This is a genomic window from Desulforamulus profundi (genome assembly GCF_002607855.1).
In genome coordinates this window covers 78,973-99,644 of the sequence record NZ_AWQQ01000067.1, presented here as the reverse complement: position 1 = coordinate 99,644, position 20,672 = coordinate 78,973, and the positions used below count along the sequence as shown (strand labels likewise).

Here is a 20,672-nt window from a genome sequence, read left to right as displayed (position 1 = left end):
ATACGCAGGGAAAACTGCAGCGAGTAAGAAGGGATGGCAAAGGAAGCCAGGCCGGTCACCGCCACCACAATGACCAGAATGGGGCTGACAATGTTGGCCTGCACCGCTGCCTGGCCCAGGATCAACGCCCCCACAATGCCGATGGTGGCCCCCATCAAACCCGGAATCCTAACACTGGCCTCCCGGATAAATTCAAAGGAAACCTCCAAAACGATAACTTCGATAATACTTGGAAAGGGCACCCTCTCCCTGGCTCCGGTAATGGCCAGTAAAAGCTCGGTGGGGATCATTTCCTTATGGAATAAGACGATGGACAGGTAGACCCCCGGTGTTAAAAAAGCGATGTAAAAAGCCAATGCCCGCACCAGACGTAGAAAGGAACCGTACAATGGCCGCAGGTAGTAATCTTCCTGGGTGTGGAGCTGATCGAACATGGTGGTGGGAACAATTAAGACGTAGGGATTGTCTCCCAGTAAAATGGCCACCTTACCCCGCAGAATCATATAAGCCACCCGGTCAGGCCTTTCGGTGGCCATCACCTGGGGTGCGATGTTCCAGGGCCGGTCCTCGATAAATTGCTCCAGTATGCCGCTATCGATAATGGCGTCGGACTTGAGAGATTTGATTCTTCGCTTTACTTCTTTGACTAAACTATCATTGGCTACACCTCGTAGATACATAATGGCCAAGTCGGTTTGGGCAATCTCACCCACCTTAAACATCTCGGTGGTTAATTTGGCTGAACGAATATATTTTCTAATTAAGGCAGTATTGGTACGCAATGTTTCGCCGAAGGCTTCCTGGGGTCCCCGGATGACGGGCTCATTGGCCGGTGTATCGACACCCCGGTGATCCCAGCCTTTGGTCTCCATTAGCAGCGCCTGGTCGCAGCCGTCGATGAAAACAGCCGTGGAACCGTAATTGACGCCCCCCACAATCTGTTCAAACTTTTCATGGGCGGTCACCTGATTGCCGGTTAAAACACGCTTCTGAACATGGTCAAGCAAGTAACCTTCCACAACCTCATGAAAATTTGAAAACAACATCATGGGCTGCAGGATATGCTGATTAATGATTTTTTATCACTGAGGCCCTCCATGAACAACGCAAAGGCCTGCACCGGAGGGCTCAGGGCAATGGTAAATTCCCGGATAATGAAATCCTTGTTTTCCGGCAAACCGTAAATTTCCTCAATGCGCTTCTTATTAACCTCCAGGAAAGGACTTACTTTGTCCGGGTCCTGGTGTTCCTGGGCCTCAGAGACCTTGAGGGGTTTTTTCAGCCTGCGGCGGCCATGTTCTTTATCCTTATTGTCTTCAGCAGCAGGTTTTTCTTCGACGTTGGCAGTCTCTTTTTTGTCTTCTTCGGGCTCTTTTTTTTGCCCCTTCTCTCCTGTCCGGGTTTTCTCTTTCTGAGAGGCCCGGAAGGGCTTCTTTAATTGAGCGCGTTTTTCAGTCCTCTTTTTCTCTTCGGTGACCTGGGGTTGTTCCTTGCCTGCATCTCCGTTTTGGTCGGGGTTATTCTGCCTGTCCTGTACCAGTTCAGCCCGTTCTTCCGGGGTTTCTGCGAGGACAAACCCTTCCCCGTCCATGTTTGGCTTATAAACAAAGGTTTTTTTAATCATCTGCCAGAGGTTCATTTTCATCACCGCTATTAGTTTCACCATAAAGAGGTGGATTATCCAAAATATATTAAAACCCGGGGTCACCCCCGGGTTGTCCGACACGAAACAATTACTCATAACTAAATCATTGCATATTTCCTCTACTTCCCCCGGAATTTTTCCTGCAGCTTCTGGTATTCCGCCGTGTATTCGGGCGCCTCGCACTTGTACAGCACGCCCACGATAAATTTATCGGCCCGTTCTTCGGGACTCAAGATTTTCATAACGCAGGGCCGTTACGCCATGGTCCCGCTGCCATTTCAACATGTCCGCCGGCGAGCCCATTTTGTTGTGCCGGCCAAAAGAAGTGGGGCAGTGGGTCACCACTTCGATAAGGGAAAAACCGTTATTTTTATAGCCTTCTATAATTAAGTCCGTCAGCAGCTTGGTATGGTAGGTGGTGGTTCTCCCCACGAAGGTTGCCCCGGCGGCAATGGCCAGTTCCGCCAGGTTAAAGGGGCGTTCCAGGTTGCCGTAGGGCGAAGTGGTGGCCCGGCAGGCATTGGGCGTCATGGGTGGCTGTGCTTTATCCCCCGGCTAGGGGGGAAATTAGTACAATTTCTTCGCCGTCCTGAGGTACGTAGGATAAATCCCTGCGCTGGCCGCTGACGACCACCGTCATGACCAGTTCGTGGTTTACCTTGATTTGCTGTAAAATTTCTTTCACCGTTAAAGGCTTATCCATGGAAACCGGGAGCACTCCTTTGCCGGCGGGAAAGTATTCGGTGAGCAGACCGGTGACTCTTACTTTTACTTGCAAAGTTATCACTCCCTTGTATGGTTTAGATGAAACCCTGGCCATCAGCTATCAGCCCAGGCATCAGTTTTAGAGGCTGAAGGCCTGATTGTATAACTGCTAGCTCTAGCACTTAAGATAATTTACGGCCGTAGGATCCAACTCACGGACTACAAATCCCAGCCCCATTTGCTCCAGCTTTTCCCGGGTGGGCAGGCCGTTTTGGTCCCAGCCGCGCAGTTTATAGTAATCATCCAGCAGGAAGTCCAGGGCTTCTTTGGATAGCACATCCCCGGCGTTGGGGCCGCTGGTTACAGTCTCTTCATAGAACCGGGCCGGCGGGTAGTCGTACTTTCTGCCAAAGTCCTCAATTTCCCGCCAGGCAAAGGCGCGGGTCAGGTTCCATACCTTTTCGGAAATCTTCATTAAGTCAGCCTGGCTGTAGTCAAACCCGGTGATATAGCGGAAGACTTCCGGGTAGTGTTCCAGTTCAAAACCAATTTCCACCCACTGCAGGCGGCAGCAGCCGATCAGGTCAAAGAAGGGACGAATGTGCTGCAGATCGATGACCTTTTGCGCCTTGCCCTCCAGCACCTTTCTGCCCACGGCGATATCGTGGGTGACGGACCAGGCCCGGCTGTGGTGAGCCCCCAGGTCGCAGGTCATGTAGGCCAGCATGTTGGACGGGGCGCTGCGGGATTCGTAGCCGCTCCACTCCAGACCCTTCACCTGAATGGCGTATTTGATGGAATCGCCGCCAAACTGTTCCGCTGCATATTTTACGCCCTCGGCCAGGATGCCGCCGATGCCTTCCCGGGCGGCAATTTTCTCCAGCAGGTATTTGAAGCTTTCTACGTCGCCAAATTTGAGTTCCATCCCCACCTGCTCTTTGGTCAGAATGCCCTTTTCATAGCATTCCATGGCAAAGCCAATGACATTACCGGCGGAGATGGTGTCCAGGCCCAATTCATCGCACAGGTAGTTGAGGTACCCCACTTGCTCAATGTCGGTAAAGACACAGTTGCCGCCGATCAGCGCGGTGGTTTCGTATTCCGGACCTTCGGTGTAGACGTTGTAAGGTTTGACATAGCAGTATTTGCCGCAGGGGCTGGGGCAGCCAAAGCAGCCTTTGTCGGTGACCACCATCTTGTCGCGCATGACCTTACCGTCAAGATTTTCGTTGCCCTCCAGGTAGGAAGACTGGAAGTTCTTGGTGGGGAAAGCGCCAATGTTGTTGGCCCAGACCGGTACGCCGGCGGTGCCGTAATCCTGCCACTCGTCCAGGTTTTCCTTGGCAAAGCAGTCCTTAAGCATTTCCTTGCCCTTGGCCACGGTGGCGGCCAGGTCTGCCAGGGGAATGCTGTTGCTGCCGCAGATGGCGATGGCCTTGACATTTTTGCTGCCCATAACGGTGCCCATGCCGGTACGTCCGGCCTGGCGGCCAAAGTCGTGGGAAATACAGGCGTATTTAACCAGCTTTTCACCGGCGGGGCCGATGGTGCAGATTTGGAATTCTTCGCCCAGTTCGTCCTTCAGGGCCTTTTCAGCCTCGATGGCGCCTTTGCCCCACAGGTGGGAGGCATCCCGGATCTCCACTTGATTGTCTTTGATATAGAGGTAACAGGGTTTGGCGCAAGCGCCCTCCAGAATGATCATGTCGTACCCGGCATATTTCATTTCCGCGGCAATGTGACCGCCCATGCAGCTTTCGCCGTAAATGCCGGTGGCCGGTGATTTGGCGCCAAAGCTAACTTTGCCGCCGGCTGGGACCAATGTGCCGGCCAGGGGACCGGTGGACATGACCAGTTTGTTTTCCGGGCCCCGGGGGTCGATGCCGGGTTTCAGTTCTTCCCAGAGGGTCTTGGCGATAAAGCCGCGCTGGCCGATCCATTCTCTGGCCATTTCTTCGGACAGGGGCTGGATGTTCATTTCCCCGGTGGTCAGGTTAATTCTTAAAATGTTGCCGCCGTAACCGTTCATTACTGCACCTCCCTGGCATCTGCGTCGTAAATGGCGCCCCGCTGGCATAGCTCGACACACTGGCCGCAGGACACACATTTGATGGGGGCCTTTTCTGCGGGGTGCCGGAACATGGCGTTGGAGGGGCAAACTTCTATGCACTCGCTGCAGCCGGTGCATTTTTCTTTGTCAATGCGGTAAATTCCGTCTGCTTCGATAATGGCTTCCGCCGGACAGACGGCGGCGCAAACGCCGCACTGGTCGCAAATGGTGATTTCGTAGTGGCCGGGGGACGGAAAGTGACCGGTAATTTTTACCGCTGCTTTTTTCGGGTTGTTTTCCGCGAAGTTGTGCAGGCTGCAGATCACCTGGCAGGTGCGGCAGCCGGAGCAGCGGGCTTCGTTTAAAGCAATTTTCAAGGATTTTCACGCTCCTATGGCTTAGATATTTGTTTTTATTTAGTCTTCTTTAACTGATTAGGTATTACGCAGAAAAATCTTTATACTTTCTTACTCTATAGATATCAGGCTCAATCTTTTTGATTTTACCTACATGAGTTTTGTTGCCTTTGGTAGCAGGTGTTTGCTAAGGGGCAGCCTGGCAATTAAGAGGTGGGAAGTGAGTGGTTAGAGGTGAGAAACTATTGGGGTAAATCTTTTTTTATAATCCTCTCTCACGTCTAACTTCTCACATCTCACTTCTCTTACGCCCGCTTCGTTGCAGAAAAGCCAGTCTCCCTGAAAATGGTTTGTTTTTTTGTGTGTTCTTTATGTTTTCTTTTTACGTGTTTCCTTTTTACATTTCCTTTTACTTTCCTCTTAATGGTACTTATTGTTTTACACAACCGAAGGTTCTACATACAGCTCTCCTCGGGCAAAGCGAGTGAAGTCAAACATGCTGATGGGCAGGCTGGTTTGCTCTCCCAAAATGTGCTCGGCCATGAGTTTGCCGGTCATGGGGGCAATCATGAAACCGTGGCCGGAGAAGCCTGCCGCCAGGTGGAAGCCTTCAATGCCGGGTACGCTGCCCAGGATTTGCTGGCGGTCCGGTGTCAGGTCGTAGAGACCGGCCCACTGGCGGACCACCCGGAGATTGGCCAGCGGGGGCAGTATGAAGGTAACTTTGGCCGCCATCTCATGGAGGAACTGCCAGCTGCCGTTCTGGTTGTATTCCTTGGGTTCGTTGGGGTCCCCCAGGCCCATGACGAAGCTGCCGTGGGGCACCTGCTGGCAGTAGAGGCCGTGATAAAAACTCATAACCATGGGTCCCTGCATCATTTCCACCGGTTCGGTGACCAGGATCTGGTGGCGTTCCGGCGTCAGGGGCAGTTCAATGCCGATGGTGGCGGCCAGGTCCCGGGAATAGGAACCGGCGCACAGGATGACTGCCGGGGTTTCGATGACGCCCCTGCTGGTTTCTACACCGGTGATTTTGCCGTCATTGGCCAGCAGCCGGGTAACTTCGGTATAGGTAATGATTTCCACGCCCAGGCGCTGGGCGGCTTTGGCGTAGGCATCGGTGGTCTTGAAGGGGTTGCAGTGGCCGTCTTTGCCGCAGAAGGTGGCCCCCAGCAGGCCCTGGGTATTTAAATGGGGCACGATTTCTTTGGCCTCCTCCGGCGTCACCCAGCGGGAGGGAATGCCCAACTTGTGCTGCACCCCGAGGTTTTTGTGGAATTGCTCCACCATTTTCTCGGTGTAGGCCAGCAGCAGGTAGCCTCCCTGTTTAAACTCGATGCTGCCCTGGTAAGCCAGTTCTTCTTCCAGGTGTTCAAACATTTCGATGCTGTTCTTGGCCAGCAGGCAGTTGGTCTCGGTGCCAAACTGCATGCGGACCCCAGCGCCACAGCGCCCGGTGGCGCCGCTGGTGAGGTATTTTTTTTCGATTAAAACAATGTTCTTGGTACCCTTTTTGGCCAGGTTGTAGGCGATGGAGCAACCGATGACGCCGCCCCCGATAATGACATAGTCTGCGGTTCTATTCATGGTCGGTACCTCCCGCCAGGACACCCAGTTTCACCGGTGTGGTGGGTTGGCGGAAAACCGTCAGGGGAATCTCCTTGACAGGTTGCCCGGTGGCCCTGGCCAGTTCGTTCACAATCAAGGGGGTACAGGTCCTGCCCTGGCAGGGTCCCATGCCGACCCTGAGGAGTCTCTTCAGCTGCTCCAAGTCGGTAACTCCCTGTTCGATGTAAGCCCGCACCTCGTCTACGGTAATATCTTCGCAGCGGCACATGATGATAAGGTCTTTCCTGTTTGCATCACACATTTACCGTACCCCCTTAACGTTAAAGTGCCGCACTTCCATCATAAATTCTTTGGGAATGGCCAGCCAGACGATGGCCGTACGATCCTGGGCCCGGGTATTCTGCACCCGGACCACCCGGGCCTCCCCCACTGCCCGGCCGGCCCGGTTAATGGCTGTGACGGTTTCACCGGCCTCCGGTATGGGGAGAAACTCGTAGGGGATTTTTACCAGCGCTTCGCTGTCGGAATAGGTGGCATCCACCACAAAGATGGCCAGACCGGGACAGCGGCTCATACACATTCCGCAGCCGTTACATTTTTCAAAATCGATTCTGGGACGCTCGTTGATATCAGCAAACTCAGCAATGGCTCCCTGCTTGCAGCTGTGGTAACAGGGGTCGCAGGGTATATTTTGAAAGCACTCGGCGATGGCCACAGGCCCCCTGGCCAGCCGTTCCTCCGAGGGAAGAACCCCGGCCACGTCTTCCGCTGTGGGAATTCCGTTTTGTGCCAGCATGTTGATCACTCCTATCTAGAGAATGGCCTGGGCCAGGCCCTTGCGAATTTTCTCTCCCACCGGACCGGAACGCAGACCCTCCAGCTGTGACAGGACATACTGCCGGTCCGCCTCTAAACTTTCACTGGTATATCCGAGGCCGGCGGCTGCGTTTAAGCCTGCCAGCGCCCCTTCCATCATGGCTGCCGAGCTTCTTCAATACCCGCCACATCCCCGGCCACATAGATACCGGGCACCGAGGTTTCCAAATGCTCATTCCTCAGAGGCACATTGCCACCCAGTTCGGGAACGAAGACCATCTTACAGCCGGCCTGCCATAACAGCTCTGTTAAGGGAGTCAACCCAACGGACAGGCAGATGACATCGGCATCGATTTCTTTTTCGGTTCCCGGCACCGGCTGCCAGTTGTCATCCAGTTGAACAACGGTGGCCCCGGTTACCTCCTTTTCGCCGTGGGCCCGTAGAATGGTATGCCGGGTGTAAATGGGCACACCGGCCCGTACCACCTTGGCGGCATGGACCCAGTAGGCTCCAATGCGCGGGGCGGCTTCAATAATGGCCGCCACTTCCACGCCTGCCTGCAGCAGCTGGTAACTGACGATTACGCCGATATTGCCGGCTCCCACCATCAGCACTTTCTTCCCCGCTTTACGCCGAACACATTGACCAGGGTTTGTACCGCGCCGGCTCCGTAAACGCCGGGCAGGTCATTGTTGGGAAACAGCAGGGTCTTTTCGCTCCGCCGGTGGCAATAATCAAACGGTTCGGTTTAATGGCAGAGATTTTGTTATGCTGTTCCACCAGCAATACGCCGTCTTCGTAATACCCCAGGGCAGTGGCCTCGGTCATGACCTGGATATTTTCGTTGGCCGTTACCTCACCGTCCAATTCCCGCACTATATCGATACCGCGCTCGGAAGCCCTTTGTTCCTTGGACCCAAAGAAGCGGTGGGTTTGCTTAATCAACTGACCGCCTAAATAGTCGTTCCGATCAATTAACAGTACCCGTGCCCCCAGTTTGGCTGCCTTGAGAGCCGCTGCCAGGCCCGCCGGGCCGCCCCCGACAATGGCAATTTCCGTATGCTTCACTTTAGCTCACCTTTCCCCTTCTGGGTCTCAACCACCATTCCCTCACGCAGGCGTTCCACACAGATCCTGACGTTCGGTTCGCCGTTAACCACCATCAGACAGGATGAACAGTTGCCGATATTGCAAAACAGTCCTCTGGGACGGTGTAAATGGCCGCTCTCCCGCATAACGCGAATGCCTGCAGCATGGAGAGCCGCAGCAATGGTTTCTCCCTCGTAGCCTTCCAGTTCCCTGCCTTCGAAGGTGAATTTTACTTTGTCTCCGGTCGTAAAGTCCAAGATGGGATGTCGATCTATACGCATGAGCCGATACCTCCTCCTGGAGTATATATTGCAAGATCGATGCCAAAAAAGACAAAAATCCACCAAAGGAGTACAACACACCCTGTCAAACCACCGTCAAGTCCTGCAATTAGTGGACTCTTGAATGGGTTAAATTTTTAAAAAAGTTTGTATACAAAAGAAAAAACACGTGTTACACGTGTTTTTTCCGACTAGCGGATTATATTGTCTAGAATTTTGTACATACTGTAGTAGCATTGGACACAGTTGTCTGTACAGTGCTTCCAGGGGTTACATGATACCCAGTTGGTGCATTTTATAGTAAAGGGTACTTCTGGGGATGCCCAGCATGCGGGCGGCTTCGGACCGGTTGCCGTTGACCTGTTTTAAGGTCCGGATGATCAACTCCCGTTCGGTTTGTTCAGTCACCGAAGCCAGACCAACGGTGGCGGTCACCTGGTCCTGGCGGGTTGTCATCTTCAAGGCGTCGGGAATGGCGCTTTCCGGCACGGTGTCCCCTTCTGTGAGGATGACCATGCGCTCGATGACATTTTTCAGCTGCCGGATATTGCCGGGCCAGGAATAGGCCAGGAAGGTGGCCATAACGCCCGGTTCCAGCTTGCTGATGTGTTTGTTATAGAGCTGGCTGAACTCCTGCAAGAACAAATAGACCAGTTCTGGAATGTCCTCCCGCCTTTCTCGGAGCGGCGGGATTTCCAAAGAAACAACATTTAACCGATAATAAAGGTCTTCCCGGAAGGTGCCTTCGGCCATCATTTCTTCCAAAGACCGGTTGGTGGCGGCGATGATTCTGACATCAACCTTGACGGGCGTGGAACCGCCCACCCGGAAGAACACACCGTCCTGCAGCACCCTTAAAAGTTTAACCTGCATGTCCAGGGGTAGTTCGCCAATTTCATCCATAAAAAGGGTACCGCCGTCCGTCATCTCAAAGACGCCGATTTTGCCCCGCTTGTCCGCCCCGGTAAAGGCCCCGCTTTCATAGCCAAACATTTCGCTCTCAAACAGGCTCGGGGGGATGGCCGCGCAATTGATAACGTTAAATTTCTTATCCGCCCTGGGACTGGCCTCATAGATGGCTTTGGCAAACAGTTCCTTGCCTGTGCCGCTTTCTCCCCGCAGCAGGACCACGGCACTGGTGGACGCCGCTTTTCTGGCCACGTTGGTAAGCTCAACCAACCGTTTGTGATGCCCTTTGATGGAGGCAAAGGGATTTCTGTCGGCGGATATTTTATGAATTTCGTTTTCCAAACGCTGCACCTGGGAACTGGCCTGGTTTAATTTCTGGTTGAGCTGGACCACTTCGGTAACATCTCTTTCCGCAGTGACCCCGCCGATTACCTTTGGTCCCAGCCGGACAGGGGTGGCGTTGATGAGTACATGGGTGCCTTCCACCGGCTGGTGGTGCAGGGAGCGTATTTCCTGCCAATCTTTGTTGACTCTGGTGACAACCAGGTTGGAGAAGAACTGGTGAATGGGTTTGCCCACGATGTCCTGGGCCTTGATGCCATAGAGCTCTTCCGCCCGGCTGTTCCAGGTAATCACCCTGTCCGAACCGTCAACAATGCAGATGGCTTCGTCAACGGTCTCCACCACCGCATTAATGCGCGCCTCGGTTTCACAGACCCGCAGGGCCAGGTCGTGAAAAACCTGGTCATAGGATAAAATCCCCAGTACGTTGCCCTGGCTGTTCCTGCAGACCAGCGCGTGGTAGCGCAGTTCCGGTAAGAAAGCCAAGATTTCCCTGTTCTGGTCCTCTTCATCCAGCGAGGAAAAGTCTCTTCTCATCACTTGCTTGACGGGAACGTCTGATTCCAACTTCCGGTTGATGACATCCTTCCAGAGCAGTACCCCCACCAACCTGTCCCCTTCTATGACCAGCACCACAGGGCGGTTCGGGATGCCTTTTTCCCTTACCTCGCCAATGGTCGTCTCCGGAGTAACAGGTAGAAGGTCTTTATACAGCATGTCTTTGACAGTCAAAAATCCTTTGTGCATATGATCACCCTCATTTGAGAAGTGAGATGTGAGAGGTTCGAGGTGAGAAATGTTCCCGGAGAGTATTACCTTTAACCTGACGACATCCCGGATTGAATTGTAGGCAAAGAGAACGGCATAAAAAATATTGTATACACGCCAAAAAGTAGGATTTATTCCTACTTTTCTACGCTTTATTATTCACCCAAATAGGCCTTTTGTACTTCAGGATTATTGGCCAGTTCCTTGGCCGGGCCCGACAGCACGATTTCACCGGTTTCCAATACATAGGCTCTATTGGCAATGGATAAAGCCATGTGGGCATTTTGCTCCACCAGTAAAATGGTGGTGCCGGCCTGGTTAATTTCTTTAATAATGGCAAAGATCTCTTGCACCAGCATGGGAGCCAGCCCCATGGAAGGTTCGTCCATCAGCAAAACCGTAGGTCTGGACATTAGGGCCCGCCCCATGGCCAGCATTTGCTGTTCCCCGCCGGAAAGGGTGCCGGCCAGCTGGGTTTTCCGTTCCTCCAACCTGGGGAAACGTTGAAATACCTTTTGAATATCTGTCTTTACATTGGCTTTGTCCTTGCGGCTGTAGGCACCCATTTCCAGGTTTTCCAAAACGGTCATTCTGGTAAACACCCGGCGGCCCTCCGGTACCTGGCAAATTCCCAAACTGACGAGTTGGTGCGGGGGCATTTTGGTGATGGGTTGGCCTTTATAAACAATGGTGCCCCCTTGCGGGCGAATCAGTCCGGAAATGGTGCGCAGGGTGGTGGTTTTTCCGGCGCCGTTGGCGCCGATTAACGCCACAATTTCCCCTTCCCCTACCTGGCAGGAAACACCTTTCAGCGCCCGGATAGCCCCATAGGAAACATGCAGGTCATTCACTTCAAGCAGCATGGGCTAGACCACTTCCTTTCCCAAATAGGCGGCAATCACTGCCGGGTCCCGCTGGACCTCCGCCGGGGAACCTGCCGCAATTTTTCTGCCATAGTCCAAAACAGCAATACGATCGGACAAATTCATGACAAACTTCATATCGTGCTCAACCAAAAATATGGTAAGGCCCATGGCCTGTATCTTTCGAATCATGCTCATCAGGGTTTGCTTTTCCTGCGGGTTCATCCCCGCAGCAGGCTCGTCCAGCAGGATCAGCTTGGGCCGGCTGGCCAGGGCCCGGGCAATTTCCAGGCGGCGCTGTTCTCCATAGGGCAGGTTCATGGCCAGTTCGTCTGCCTTGTGATCCAGCTCCATCAGTTTCAGGGCTTCCATGGAAGTTTCCGTAATGGTCCTTTCCTCGGCCTTCACCTTGGGGCTGCGTACAAGAGCCCCCAGAAAACCGGAACATGTTCTGCAATGGGTGCCGATTTTAACGTTGTCCAAAACGGTCATTTCACCGAACAAACGAATATTTTGAAAGGTCCTGGCAATCCCCATTTCCGTAATCAGGTGGGATTTCAGGCCGTTAATCTTGTTTCCCAGAAAGCGAATTTCCCCGGCTGTCGGGGGGTAAATACCGGTAATCAAGTTAAAGATGGTACTCTTGCCCGCTCCGTTGGGACCGATTAGGGCACGGATGGTGCCTTCCTCGATTTTCATGTCCACGCTGTCCACCGCAGTCAGGCCACCAAAACGTATGGTAACGCTGTCCAGTTCCAAAATTGTCTTTGACATATCCTTCACCTCCATCAGTTGGCCCCGCCGCAGGCGGAAGTACCGGTCTGTTGGACCTTCTTTTTGGCAAAGAGGCGGCTTAATTGCACACCGCCCAGCAAACCTCTGGGACGAACGATCATCATAAAGACCATCAGCAAACCATAAACCATCATCCGGTAATCGGCAATAAACCGTAGGAACTCAGGCGCCAGGGTGAGGACGCTGGTGCCAAGAATAACGCCGGGAATGCTGCCCAATCCGCCCAGTACAATGAAGGTGAGGAACTCAAAGGACTTAATAAATCCAAAATCCGAGGGATTGAGGTATTGGATCAAGTGAGCATACAGTCCACCACTGATGCCCGCCAGGAATGTGCCAATGGCAAATGCGGCAATCTTGGTGGTAGTAATATTAACGCCCATGGCCTCAGCGGCGATCTCATCCTCACGAATCGCCACCAGGGAACGGCCAAAGCGAGAATTTTCCAATCGAACCATCGCCCAGACAGTAAGAATGACGACGAATAATACCGCGGTTAAGGTTGCGCTGCGGGGAATGCCCGCCAGTCCTAAAGCACCGCCGGTAATTGACATGTTTAAGAAAACAACCCGAACAATTTCACCAAAACCCAGGGTAGCAATTCCCAAATAGTCGCCGGTTAAACGTAAGGTGGGATATCCCAACAGTACCCCCCAGAGGCCTGCCATCAGACCCCCGGCTAAAATTGCCAGGGCAAAGGCATATGAAGTTTGAGACTTAAAATAGCCGATGTATAGGCGCCAATGCTTAAAAAAGCCGCATGCCCGAAGGAGAGCTGCCCGGTGACACCGGTGATCAGGTTGAGCCCCAGGGCACCAATCAGATAAATACCCAGCATTGTCAGTACCTGGATATAGTAGTCATTTAAAAACATGCTGAAAATGCTATCCATGACGATCTACCTACACTTTCCTCTGGATTGGTCGTCCCAGCAGCCCGGTGGGCCGGAAAAGCAATACGATAATCAGCAAGGTAAAGGCAATGGCGTCCTTATACAGATCAAAGCCGCCGGCAATACCAAGGGTTTCCGCCACACCCAGGAAAAGTCCCCCCAACATGGCCCCGGGGATGCTGCCAATCCCTCCCAAAACGGCGGCACAGAAGGCCTTGAGGCCGGCTGTTACGCCCATAAAAGGAGATACCGAGTTAAAATAGATGCCCACCAGCACACCACCTGCCGCAGCCAGGGCGGAGCCGATGGCAAAAGTAAATGAAATCACCTGGTTGACGTTAATGCCCATTAAGGCAGCGGTATCGTAATCTTCCGATGCTGCCCGCATGGCTTTGCCGATCTTCACATACTTGACAATGAAATGGAGCGCAGCCATCAGCAAACTGGCTACGATTAAGATAATAATTTGCACCTTACTGATCTCAACGGGGCCCATTTTGTAAAGGGCGTCATTGATGACAGGTGGAAAGGCAACGGGCTGCGGTCCCTTAATTTTCGTCATCAGAGTCTGTAAAAAAATCGAGACACCGATGGCGGAAATTAAAGGAGCCAGGCGCGTGGAGCGGCGCAGCGGACGGTAAGCAATTCGTTCAATGGTAACCCCCATGATCATACAGGCCAGCATGGCGGCGCCCAAAGATACCAGCAGTCCCTGTTGAAACACTGTAACCATCAACACCCCGACGAAGGCCCCTACCATATAAATTTCTCCGTGGGCAAAGTTAATTAACTGAATGATACCGTACACCATGGTATAGCCCAGGGCAATCAGAGCGTAGGTTGCACCCAGTGTTATTCCGTTCAATATCTGCTGCGACAGCATTCTATCTTCTCCTTCCGGCGGGGGTAGTTAAACAATGGTTGCAGCCATTTACGTAACGTGAATGGCTGCAACCCGTTCCTATTTAATTGAACACGACCAATTACTTTACGTCAACAGTATCCTTCACAGCAAACTTGCCGCCTTTAACTTCCAGCAAGTAGACAGGGCTCTTGATGGGTTCGCGGTTTTCCTGGAAAGTAATGGTGCCGGAGACACCGATCCAATCCTTGGTCTTGGCCAGTTCAGCACGGAACTTTTCAGGCACGTCGCTGCCGGCAGCCTTGATGGCATCGGCAATCAGCATCACAGCGTCATAACCCTGGGCAGAGAACATATCGGGCAGAGCGCCGTTGTTGCCGGCTTTGTAGGCTTCGATAAACTTCTTGGTCTTTTCGCCGGCTTTGGCTTCGTCAGCAGCAAAACCACAGTAAACCATGCTGCCTTCCACAGCTTCGCCGCCCATCTTCATCAGTACATCGGACAGCAGGCCGTCGCCGCCTACCATAACGGCTTTCATGCCCTGCTTACGGGCTTCCTTCATGAACAGGCCGCCCTCGGTGTAGTAACCGGTGAAGATAATGCCGTCGGGATTCTTGCCTTTAATGGCGGTAACTTGTGCGGCGAAATTCTGATCGCCGTCCTGGATGCTTTGTTCAACTACGATTTCCATCTTGTTGGCGGCCAGAGCATCTTTAAAGAGCTTGGTCAGGCCAACACTGTAGTCGTTGTTCATGGAGGTGATCACTGCGACCTTTTTCCAGCCCAGTTTTTCACCGAGGTATTTGGTAACGGCCGGAGCCGCCACAGCGTCCAGCAGGGTGTCACGGAAAATGTATTCGCCGATTTCAACCACACCGGTGCCCACGGCGCCGGCGGACAGCAGTACAACTTTATTTTGCTGTGCGATGGGCGCAGCGGCTTTGGTAATACCGGTGGTGGGGTCACCCACGATGGCTACAACCTTGTCCCGGGTAATCAGTTTCTGGGTAACGGTCGTTCCCTCGGAAACCTTACTGCCATGGTCTTCTTCAACAATTTCGATCTTTTTGCCGTTGATACCGCCTGCATCATTGATATCCTTGGCAGCCATTTGCATTCCTTTGAGGGTTTCCACGCCGTAAGCTGCGTGGTTGCCGGTTTTGGCGCCCAAGAAGCCGATCTTAATCGTTTCGCCACCAGCGGCCGGTTTATCCCCTTCAGCAGCCTTTTTCTCTTCGCCGCCGCCACCGCTGCAGCCGGTTAACAGCATGGCGGTGATAACCATAAGGATAACAGTTTCCACAGTTTACCACTTTTCATCTCTCTACTCTGCCTCCATTCTATTTTTCCTAACTGGTTAATATTTGACGAAAGGTACACACTCACCTCCTGTTAAAAAAGGTTATTTATCCTTTGGCTGGAATGCCCAACTGACGCAGCTTATAATAAAGTGTGCTTCTGGGAATGCCCAGCACTCTGGCGGCTTCCGACCGGTTTCCCCTGACTTGCTGCAGGGTCTTCAGGATCAGCTGTTTTTCCGCTTCCACCGCCACATTCATCAGTTTACCCTGGGAGACGGGACTTGTCACCAAAGAAATATAGGTATTTCTGCGCAGGTTCTCCGGCAGGGATTGTTCGTCAATGATATCCCCGTCCGTCAGTACCGCCAGCCGTTCCACGGCATTTTTTAACTCCCGCACATTGCCCGGCCAGATGTAATCCAAAAAGGAAGTCATCACCGCCGGCTCCACCTTTTTAATGGACTTATCATATTTTTGGCAGAATTCCTGTAAAAACAGGTGCACCAGTTCCGGTATATCCTCCCGTCGTTCCCGCAGGGAGGAATTTCCAGCGACACCACGTTCAATCTGTAATACAGGTCTTCCCTGAACTGGCGGCGGCTGATCATGGTCTCCAAATCCCGGTGGGTCGCTGCCAGTACCCTTACGTTGACCTGGACCGGCTCAGAACCGCCCACCCGGTAAAAGACTCCTTCCTGCAGTACCCGCAGCAGCTTGGCCTGCATTTCCACGGGCATTTCGCCAACTTCATCCAGGAAAAGGGTGCCCCCGTTGGCCAACTCAAACATGCCGGGTTTGCCCTTACGGTCAGCCCCGGTGAAGGCCCCTCCCTCATAACCGAAAAGTTCGCTCTCAAAGAGGTTGTTGGGAATGGCGCCGCAGTTCACTACGATAAAGGGATTCATGTGGCGGGGACTGTTCTGGTGAATGGCCCGGGCCAGCAGTTCTTTCCCGGTGCCGCTCTCGCCCCTTAACAGGACCGTGGCGTCCGTGGTACTGATCTTTTTGCCGAAGGCAATTAAACTTTGCATGGCCTGGCTACGCCCGATCAACTTACGAAAGGCGCAATCCAGACCGGATATTTTGCGTATCTCCTGTTCCAATAATTTCACCTGGGAACTGGCTTTAGTCAATTCCTGGTTCAATTGGACCAGTTCGGTAATATCCTTCTCCACCGACAGGCCGCCAATCACCTTATCCTCTGCCATAACCGGCGCTGAATTAATCAGAACGTGGGTTCCGTCACAGGGCTGGTGGTAATGGCCCTTTAATTCTTTCTTTTCATGCATGCAGTTGCTGACTCTCAGGTTGGAGAAAAAGTCTTCGATGCGCGCGGCAAGAATCTGTTCCGACTTTATCTCGTAAAGTTCCTCTGCTTTGGGGTTCCATACAACCACCCGGTGCAGTTTATCAATGCCGCAGACACTTTCATTCACCTGGCATAAGACGGCTTCAAAAAAACTTCTCACTTTAACCAACTCGGCATGCAGCGCGCCGGCCGCATGCAAGGGATCAAGCATGCCTGTCGGTTTGTTGGAAGCATTCTTAATGACAGGTACCGAAGACGGGCTTTTCATCCATTGTTTAAACAGTTCAGACGAAGCTAAATCCTCCGGGATAAATAAAGCCGGTCTCCGAGCAACAGCGCTTAAAGGATCTCTTTCCTCAGCGTATGTTAAGTCAGAGGATAAAACAACCATATATTGTTCATTAACACGCAACAGTAAACCACCCAAAAGGCCCGATTGCAGTAACCTCTGTCCTTCCTTTACAGAAACCGACTCATCAACTTCCTGGACAGGTAGAATGTGCAAATCACTGGCTCTTGGGTAGAATGTATGATACCTCCCCATAGCCCATCACATCCAGGTTCTTTTTATTTTTTCTGTTTAACAAATTTCACACCCGAAGTAAAAATTCCTGCATATTTTTGAATCTTTTTATGAACAAGTGTCATATCGTGTGCGATTAATTGACATTCATACTGCCAATCAGCAGATACTGCCCAGGAGAACGGGGAACAAAAGAATCCCCTCTCTGCTGTTTAGCCGCCCAGATAGGCCTTTTTCACTTCCGGTGACTCCAGCAGTTCCTTGGCATCCCCGGCCAGCACGATGCGGCCTGTTTCCACCACATAGCCCCTGTGGGCGATGGACAGCGCCATTTTGGCGTTTTGCTCTACCAGCAGAATGGTCGTGCCCTGCTCGTTTAATTCTTTAACAATGGAGAAGATCTCCTTAACCAGAATGGGAGACAAGCCCATGGACGGTTCATCCAGCAGCAGCAGTCTGGGTTTCGACATGAGGGCCCGCCCCATGGCCAACATTTGCTGTTCGCCGCCGGACAGGCTGCCCGCCAGCTGGTTTTTTCTTTCCCGCAGTCTGGGGAACCGGTTATAGACTTTCTCAATGCCTTCCGCCACTTCTTTTTTATTTTTATTAAGGAAGGCGCCCAGTTCCAAATTTTCATAAACCGGCATGTTGGCAAAAATTCTGCGTCCTTCCGGCACCTGGGTCAACCCCAGTTTAACGATCTCCTGGGTAGCCATGCCGGTAATATCCTTGCCTTCAAAGATGATCCGGCCGCTTTTAGCTTGATAAAACCGCAGATGGTGTTTAGGGTGGATGTTTTACCCGCGCCGTTGGCACCGATCAACGTAACGATTTGCCCCTGGGGAACCTCCAGAGAAATGCCTTTGATGGCATGAATTGCGCCGTAATATACATGAACATCTTCTACTTTTAGCATTTAGGAGGCCTCCTCTCCCAGATAGGCTTCGATCACCCTGCGGTTGTTTCTGATTTCGTCCGGTGTTCCCACAGCGATGATTTGACCGTAATCAAGAACGTAAATATTCTCACAAACCCCCATCACCAGTGACATGTCGTGTTCAATCAAGAGAATGGTCAAGTCAAACTCTTCCCGAATCCAGCGGATGAGGCCCATTAATTCATGGGTTTCCTGCGGGTTCATACCTGCCGCCGGTTCATCCAGCAGGAGCAGTCGGGGTTGGGTAGCCATGGCTCTGGCAATTTCCAACCGTCTCTGTTCACCATAGGGAAGGTTTTTGGCCAGTTCGTCATACTTGTGGTCCAGTTTAAAGATTTTCAGAAGCTCCATGGACTTCTCATGCATTTCTTTTTCCCCGGCATAAAATCCCGGCAGCCGGCAGACGGCCCCCAGCAGGCCGTACTTGGCATGACTGTGGTAGGCAATTTTCAAGTTTTCAATCACCGTTAAGTCACTGAACAAGCGAATGTTTTGAAAGGTCCTGGCCACTCCCCGGTGGTTAATTTGGTAGGGTTTCAGTCCCACCAGGCTTTTGCCGTCCAATTGGATGTCCCCGGAGGTGGGCAAATAGACGCCCGTTAACATGTTGAATACTGTTGTTTTGCCGGCCCCGTTGGGTCCGATCAGTCCTGCTAAATCATTTTTCTGAAGCTGCAGATTAAAGTCCGATACAGCTTTCAAACCTCCGAAAGATATGGACAGGTCATTGACCGATAGCAGTGCCATGCTGTTTTCCCTCCTTATCTTTCGATTTTTTGCTGAACATGTTAAAACTAAATTCCTTGGTGCCCATCAGCCCCTGAGGTCTGAACAGCATCACTACAATCAGCAGCAACGCGTAAATCACCAGGCGCAGGGCGGCCAGTTTCTGCAGCGAAGCGGAAAGAATGGTCAAAGCGATGGCTGCGATAATGGAGCCGGTGATACTCCCCTGTCCTCCCAAAACCACCATGACCAGAATGTCAAAGGATTTTAAAAAGTTAAAGGTATTGGGCTGAATGGTATAAAAGTAATGGGCATGCAAACCACCGGCCAAACCAGCGAACAGTGAACCAATGGTAAAGGCCATTACCTTGTACTTGGTTGTGTTAATGCCCATGGCCTCGGCGGCAATTTCATTTTCTCTGATGGATATGGTTGCCCTACCGTGGGTGGAGTTGATAAAGTTCGAAATAACCAGTACGGTCAGAACAGTTAACCAGAAAATCCAAGTCCAGTTCGCCAGTTTGGGGATGCCGGAAAGGCCATAGGCACCACCGATGTAATCAATATTTACAATAAGGCCCCGGATAATTTCGCCAAAGCCAAGGGTGGCAATGGCCAGGTAGTCACCACGCAGGCGCAGGGTGGGCAAACCCACCAGAATACCGCAAACAGCCGCCAGCAGCGCGCCAACCAAAAGGGCAATGGCAAAGGGCAGGTGGGCTTTAATAGTGATCATGGCCGCCCCGTAGGCCCCCACTGCCATAAAACCGGCATGACCAATGGAGAATTGACCGTTAAAACCGTTAATCAGGTTCAGGCTCACCGCCAGTATAATGTTAATCCCGATTAAGATCAGGTTCAGTTCATAGTAAGGGTTCAGGATGCCGCCTTTAATCATAAAATGGATGACGCCCCAAATGGCCGTCAGAATCAGCAAAATACCAATTTGTTTACCAATCTTGCGCTCAAACATTGACATCACCTACACTTTCTCCCGGACGTTCTTACCAAACAATCCGGCCGGCTTGACGATCAGAATGATGATGAGGATGACAAAGGCAACCGGGTCGCGATACAGGGATTTTCCATAACCGCTCACCATGGCCTCCACAATCCCCAGTAAAAAACCACCGGTCATCGCTCCGGGGATGATGCCAATGCCGCCAAGAACAGCAGCTACGAAGGCTTTTAAACCAGGCATGATGCCCATCAAGGGGTTGATAGCATTGTAGTAGATACCAACCAGAACACCGGCTGCGGCTGCCAGGGCGGAACCGATGGCAAAGGTGGCCGAAATGGTGTTATTTACGTTGATACCCATTAATTGAGCGGCCTGCTTATCGTGAGAAACAGCACGCATGGCCTTGCCGATTTTGGTTTTGTGAACGATGTATTGCAGCAGTAACATTAAGGCAACTGTTACTACCAGGATGATAATCTGACGGTTGGTAATAACCAGACTACCAAAGAGTTTGTATTGTACCTCGGTCAATACCTGGGGGAAGGTCCGCACCTGCGGCGAAACCAGCAGCATCATACCATATTCCAGGAACAGCGAGACACCGATGGCGGTGATCAGCGCCGCGATTCTGGGAGCGTTGCGCAATGGTGTGTAGGCTAGTTTTTCAATCACCATACCAAGGATGGCACAGACAACCATAGACATGAGTAAGGCAGGTAAAAAAGACCAACCAAGGATGGCTGTGGCAAAGAAGCCGAGGTAAGCACCCACCATATAGACATCGCCGTGAGCAAAGTTAATTAGTTGAACAATGCCGTAAACCATGGTATAACCAAGTGCGATCAGTGCATAGATGCTACCCAGGGATATACCGTTGATCAGTTGTTGTAAAAAGACTTCCAAAGAGGCCACCCCTATCCGTTGTATTGATAAGAAAGGCTTTGGGCGGCGCAAACCGCAGCCACAGCTTTT

General features: G+C 52.1%; 23 protein-coding genes and 3 pseudogenes. All 26 read right to left on the bottom strand.

Annotation, left to right across the window (positions count from 1 at the left end; translation table 11 throughout):
- Positions 1-32 precede the first annotated feature (32 nt).
- Positions 33-1,046: pseudogene (locus tag P378_RS11555) on the bottom strand (spore germination protein); the annotation flags it as partial.
- A complete protein-coding gene (locus P378_RS21750) occupies positions 1,046-1,726 on the bottom strand; it encodes a hypothetical protein (protein ID WP_238473150.1) in 681 nt (226 codons plus the stop codon). The pseudogene P378_RS11555 and the gene P378_RS21750, both read right to left, overlap by 1 nt.
- Before the next feature lie 38 nt (positions 1,727-1,764).
- Complete coding sequence (locus tag P378_RS23025; protein WP_274378711.1) at positions 1,765-1,887, bottom strand: hypothetical protein; 123 nt, start codon at positions 1,885-1,887, stop codon at positions 1,765-1,767.
- Complete coding sequence (locus P378_RS11550) at positions 1,853-2,176, bottom strand: hypothetical protein (protein ID WP_238473149.1); 324 nt, start codon at positions 2,174-2,176, stop codon at positions 1,853-1,855. Before P378_RS11550 ends, P378_RS23025 begins: the two co-directional genes overlap by 35 nt.
- 13 nt (positions 2,177-2,189) lie before the next feature.
- A complete protein-coding gene (locus P378_RS11545; RefSeq protein WP_238473162.1) occupies positions 2,190-2,432 on the bottom strand; it encodes a ubiquitin family protein in 243 nt (80 codons plus the stop codon).
- A gap of 93 nt (positions 2,433-2,525) precedes the next feature.
- Positions 2,526-4,379: an aldehyde ferredoxin oxidoreductase family protein gene (locus tag P378_RS11540; protein ID WP_238473148.1), complete on the bottom strand. Its 1,854-nt coding sequence runs from the start codon at positions 4,377-4,379 to the stop codon at positions 2,526-2,528.
- A complete protein-coding gene (locus P378_RS11535) occupies positions 4,379-4,777 on the bottom strand; it encodes a 4Fe-4S binding protein (protein ID WP_099083347.1) in 399 nt (132 codons plus the stop codon). The genes P378_RS11540 and P378_RS11535 overlap by 1 nt, the downstream gene beginning before the upstream one ends.
- Positions 4,778-5,194: 417 nt before the next feature.
- Positions 5,195-6,343, bottom strand: coding sequence for an NAD(P)/FAD-dependent oxidoreductase (locus P378_RS11530; protein ID WP_099083346.1), 1,149 nt, complete (start codon positions 6,341-6,343; stop codon positions 5,195-5,197).
- Positions 6,336-6,626 (bottom strand): (2Fe-2S)-binding protein, encoded by a 291-nt coding sequence (locus P378_RS11525; RefSeq protein WP_099083345.1) that lies wholly within the window; start codon positions 6,624-6,626, stop codon positions 6,336-6,338. Before P378_RS11525 ends, P378_RS11530 begins: the two co-directional genes overlap by 8 nt.
- Positions 6,627-7,121, bottom strand: coding sequence for a 4Fe-4S binding protein (locus P378_RS11520; RefSeq protein WP_099083344.1), 495 nt, complete (start codon positions 7,119-7,121; stop codon positions 6,627-6,629).
- Positions 7,122-7,136: 15 nt separating this feature from the next.
- Positions 7,137-7,301 carry a hypothetical protein gene (locus tag P378_RS21745; RefSeq protein ID WP_238473147.1) on the bottom strand — a complete coding sequence of 55 codons (165 nt, stop codon included), beginning with the start codon at positions 7,299-7,301 and terminating at the stop codon, positions 7,137-7,139.
- A complete protein-coding gene (locus P378_RS23020; protein ID WP_274378712.1) occupies positions 7,298-7,750 on the bottom strand; it encodes an NAD(P)/FAD-dependent oxidoreductase in 453 nt (150 codons plus the stop codon). The genes P378_RS21745 and P378_RS23020 overlap by 4 nt, the downstream gene beginning before the upstream one ends.
- 19 nt (positions 7,751-7,769) lie before the next feature.
- Complete coding sequence (locus P378_RS23015) at positions 7,770-8,210, bottom strand: FAD-dependent oxidoreductase (protein ID WP_274378710.1); 441 nt, start codon at positions 8,208-8,210, stop codon at positions 7,770-7,772.
- Positions 8,207-8,512 carry a (2Fe-2S)-binding protein gene (locus P378_RS11510; protein WP_099083343.1) on the bottom strand — a complete coding sequence of 102 codons (306 nt, stop codon included), beginning with the start codon at positions 8,510-8,512 and terminating at the stop codon, positions 8,207-8,209. The genes P378_RS23015 and P378_RS11510 overlap by 4 nt, the downstream gene beginning before the upstream one ends.
- Before the next feature lie 270 nt (positions 8,513-8,782).
- Positions 8,783-10,510 (bottom strand): sigma-54-dependent Fis family transcriptional regulator, encoded by a 1,728-nt coding sequence (locus tag P378_RS11505; RefSeq protein WP_099083342.1) that lies wholly within the window; start codon positions 10,508-10,510, stop codon positions 8,783-8,785.
- Positions 10,511-10,686: 176 nt separating this feature from the next.
- On the bottom strand, positions 10,687-11,394 hold the full coding sequence (locus P378_RS11500) for an ABC transporter ATP-binding protein (protein ID WP_099083341.1): 708 nt from the start codon (positions 11,392-11,394) through the stop codon (positions 10,687-10,689).
- Between the two features lie 3 nt (positions 11,395-11,397).
- Positions 11,398-12,168: an ABC transporter ATP-binding protein gene (locus tag P378_RS11495; protein ID WP_099083368.1), complete on the bottom strand. Its 771-nt coding sequence runs from the start codon at positions 12,166-12,168 to the stop codon at positions 11,398-11,400.
- Positions 12,169-12,182: 14 nt separating this feature from the next.
- Positions 12,183-13,081, bottom strand: a pseudogene (locus P378_RS11490) (branched-chain amino acid ABC transporter permease).
- Between the two features lie 10 nt (positions 13,082-13,091).
- Positions 13,092-13,964, bottom strand: coding sequence for a branched-chain amino acid ABC transporter permease (locus P378_RS11485; RefSeq protein WP_099083340.1), 873 nt, complete (start codon positions 13,962-13,964; stop codon positions 13,092-13,094).
- A 100-nt stretch (positions 13,965-14,064) separates the two neighbouring features.
- Positions 14,065-15,246, bottom strand: a complete 1,182-nt coding sequence (locus P378_RS11480) for an ABC transporter substrate-binding protein (protein ID WP_238473146.1) — start codon at positions 15,244-15,246, stop codon at positions 14,065-14,067.
- Between the two features lie 103 nt (positions 15,247-15,349).
- Positions 15,350-15,748 carry an AAA-type ATPase lid domain-containing protein gene (locus P378_RS21740; protein ID WP_476588327.1) on the bottom strand — a complete coding sequence of 133 codons (399 nt, stop codon included), beginning with the start codon at positions 15,746-15,748 and terminating at the stop codon, positions 15,350-15,352.
- Positions 15,679-16,965 (bottom strand): sigma-54 interaction domain-containing protein, encoded by a 1,287-nt coding sequence (locus P378_RS11475; protein WP_238473145.1) that lies wholly within the window; start codon positions 16,963-16,965, stop codon positions 15,679-15,681. The genes P378_RS21740 and P378_RS11475 overlap by 70 nt, the downstream gene beginning before the upstream one ends.
- Before the next feature lie 323 nt (positions 16,966-17,288).
- Positions 17,289-17,992: pseudogene (locus P378_RS11470) on the bottom strand (ABC transporter ATP-binding protein).
- Positions 17,993-18,760 carry an ABC transporter ATP-binding protein gene (locus P378_RS11465; RefSeq protein ID WP_099083339.1) on the bottom strand — a complete coding sequence of 256 codons (768 nt, stop codon included), beginning with the start codon at positions 18,758-18,760 and terminating at the stop codon, positions 17,993-17,995.
- Positions 18,738-19,718 carry a branched-chain amino acid ABC transporter permease gene (locus tag P378_RS11460; RefSeq protein ID WP_099083366.1) on the bottom strand — a complete coding sequence of 327 codons (981 nt, stop codon included), beginning with the start codon at positions 19,716-19,718 and terminating at the stop codon, positions 18,738-18,740. The genes P378_RS11465 and P378_RS11460 overlap by 23 nt, the downstream gene beginning before the upstream one ends.
- A gap of 3 nt (positions 19,719-19,721) precedes the next feature.
- Positions 19,722-20,603 (bottom strand): branched-chain amino acid ABC transporter permease, encoded by an 882-nt coding sequence (locus tag P378_RS11455; protein ID WP_099083338.1) that lies wholly within the window; start codon positions 20,601-20,603, stop codon positions 19,722-19,724.
- Positions 20,604-20,672 lie beyond the last annotated feature (69 nt).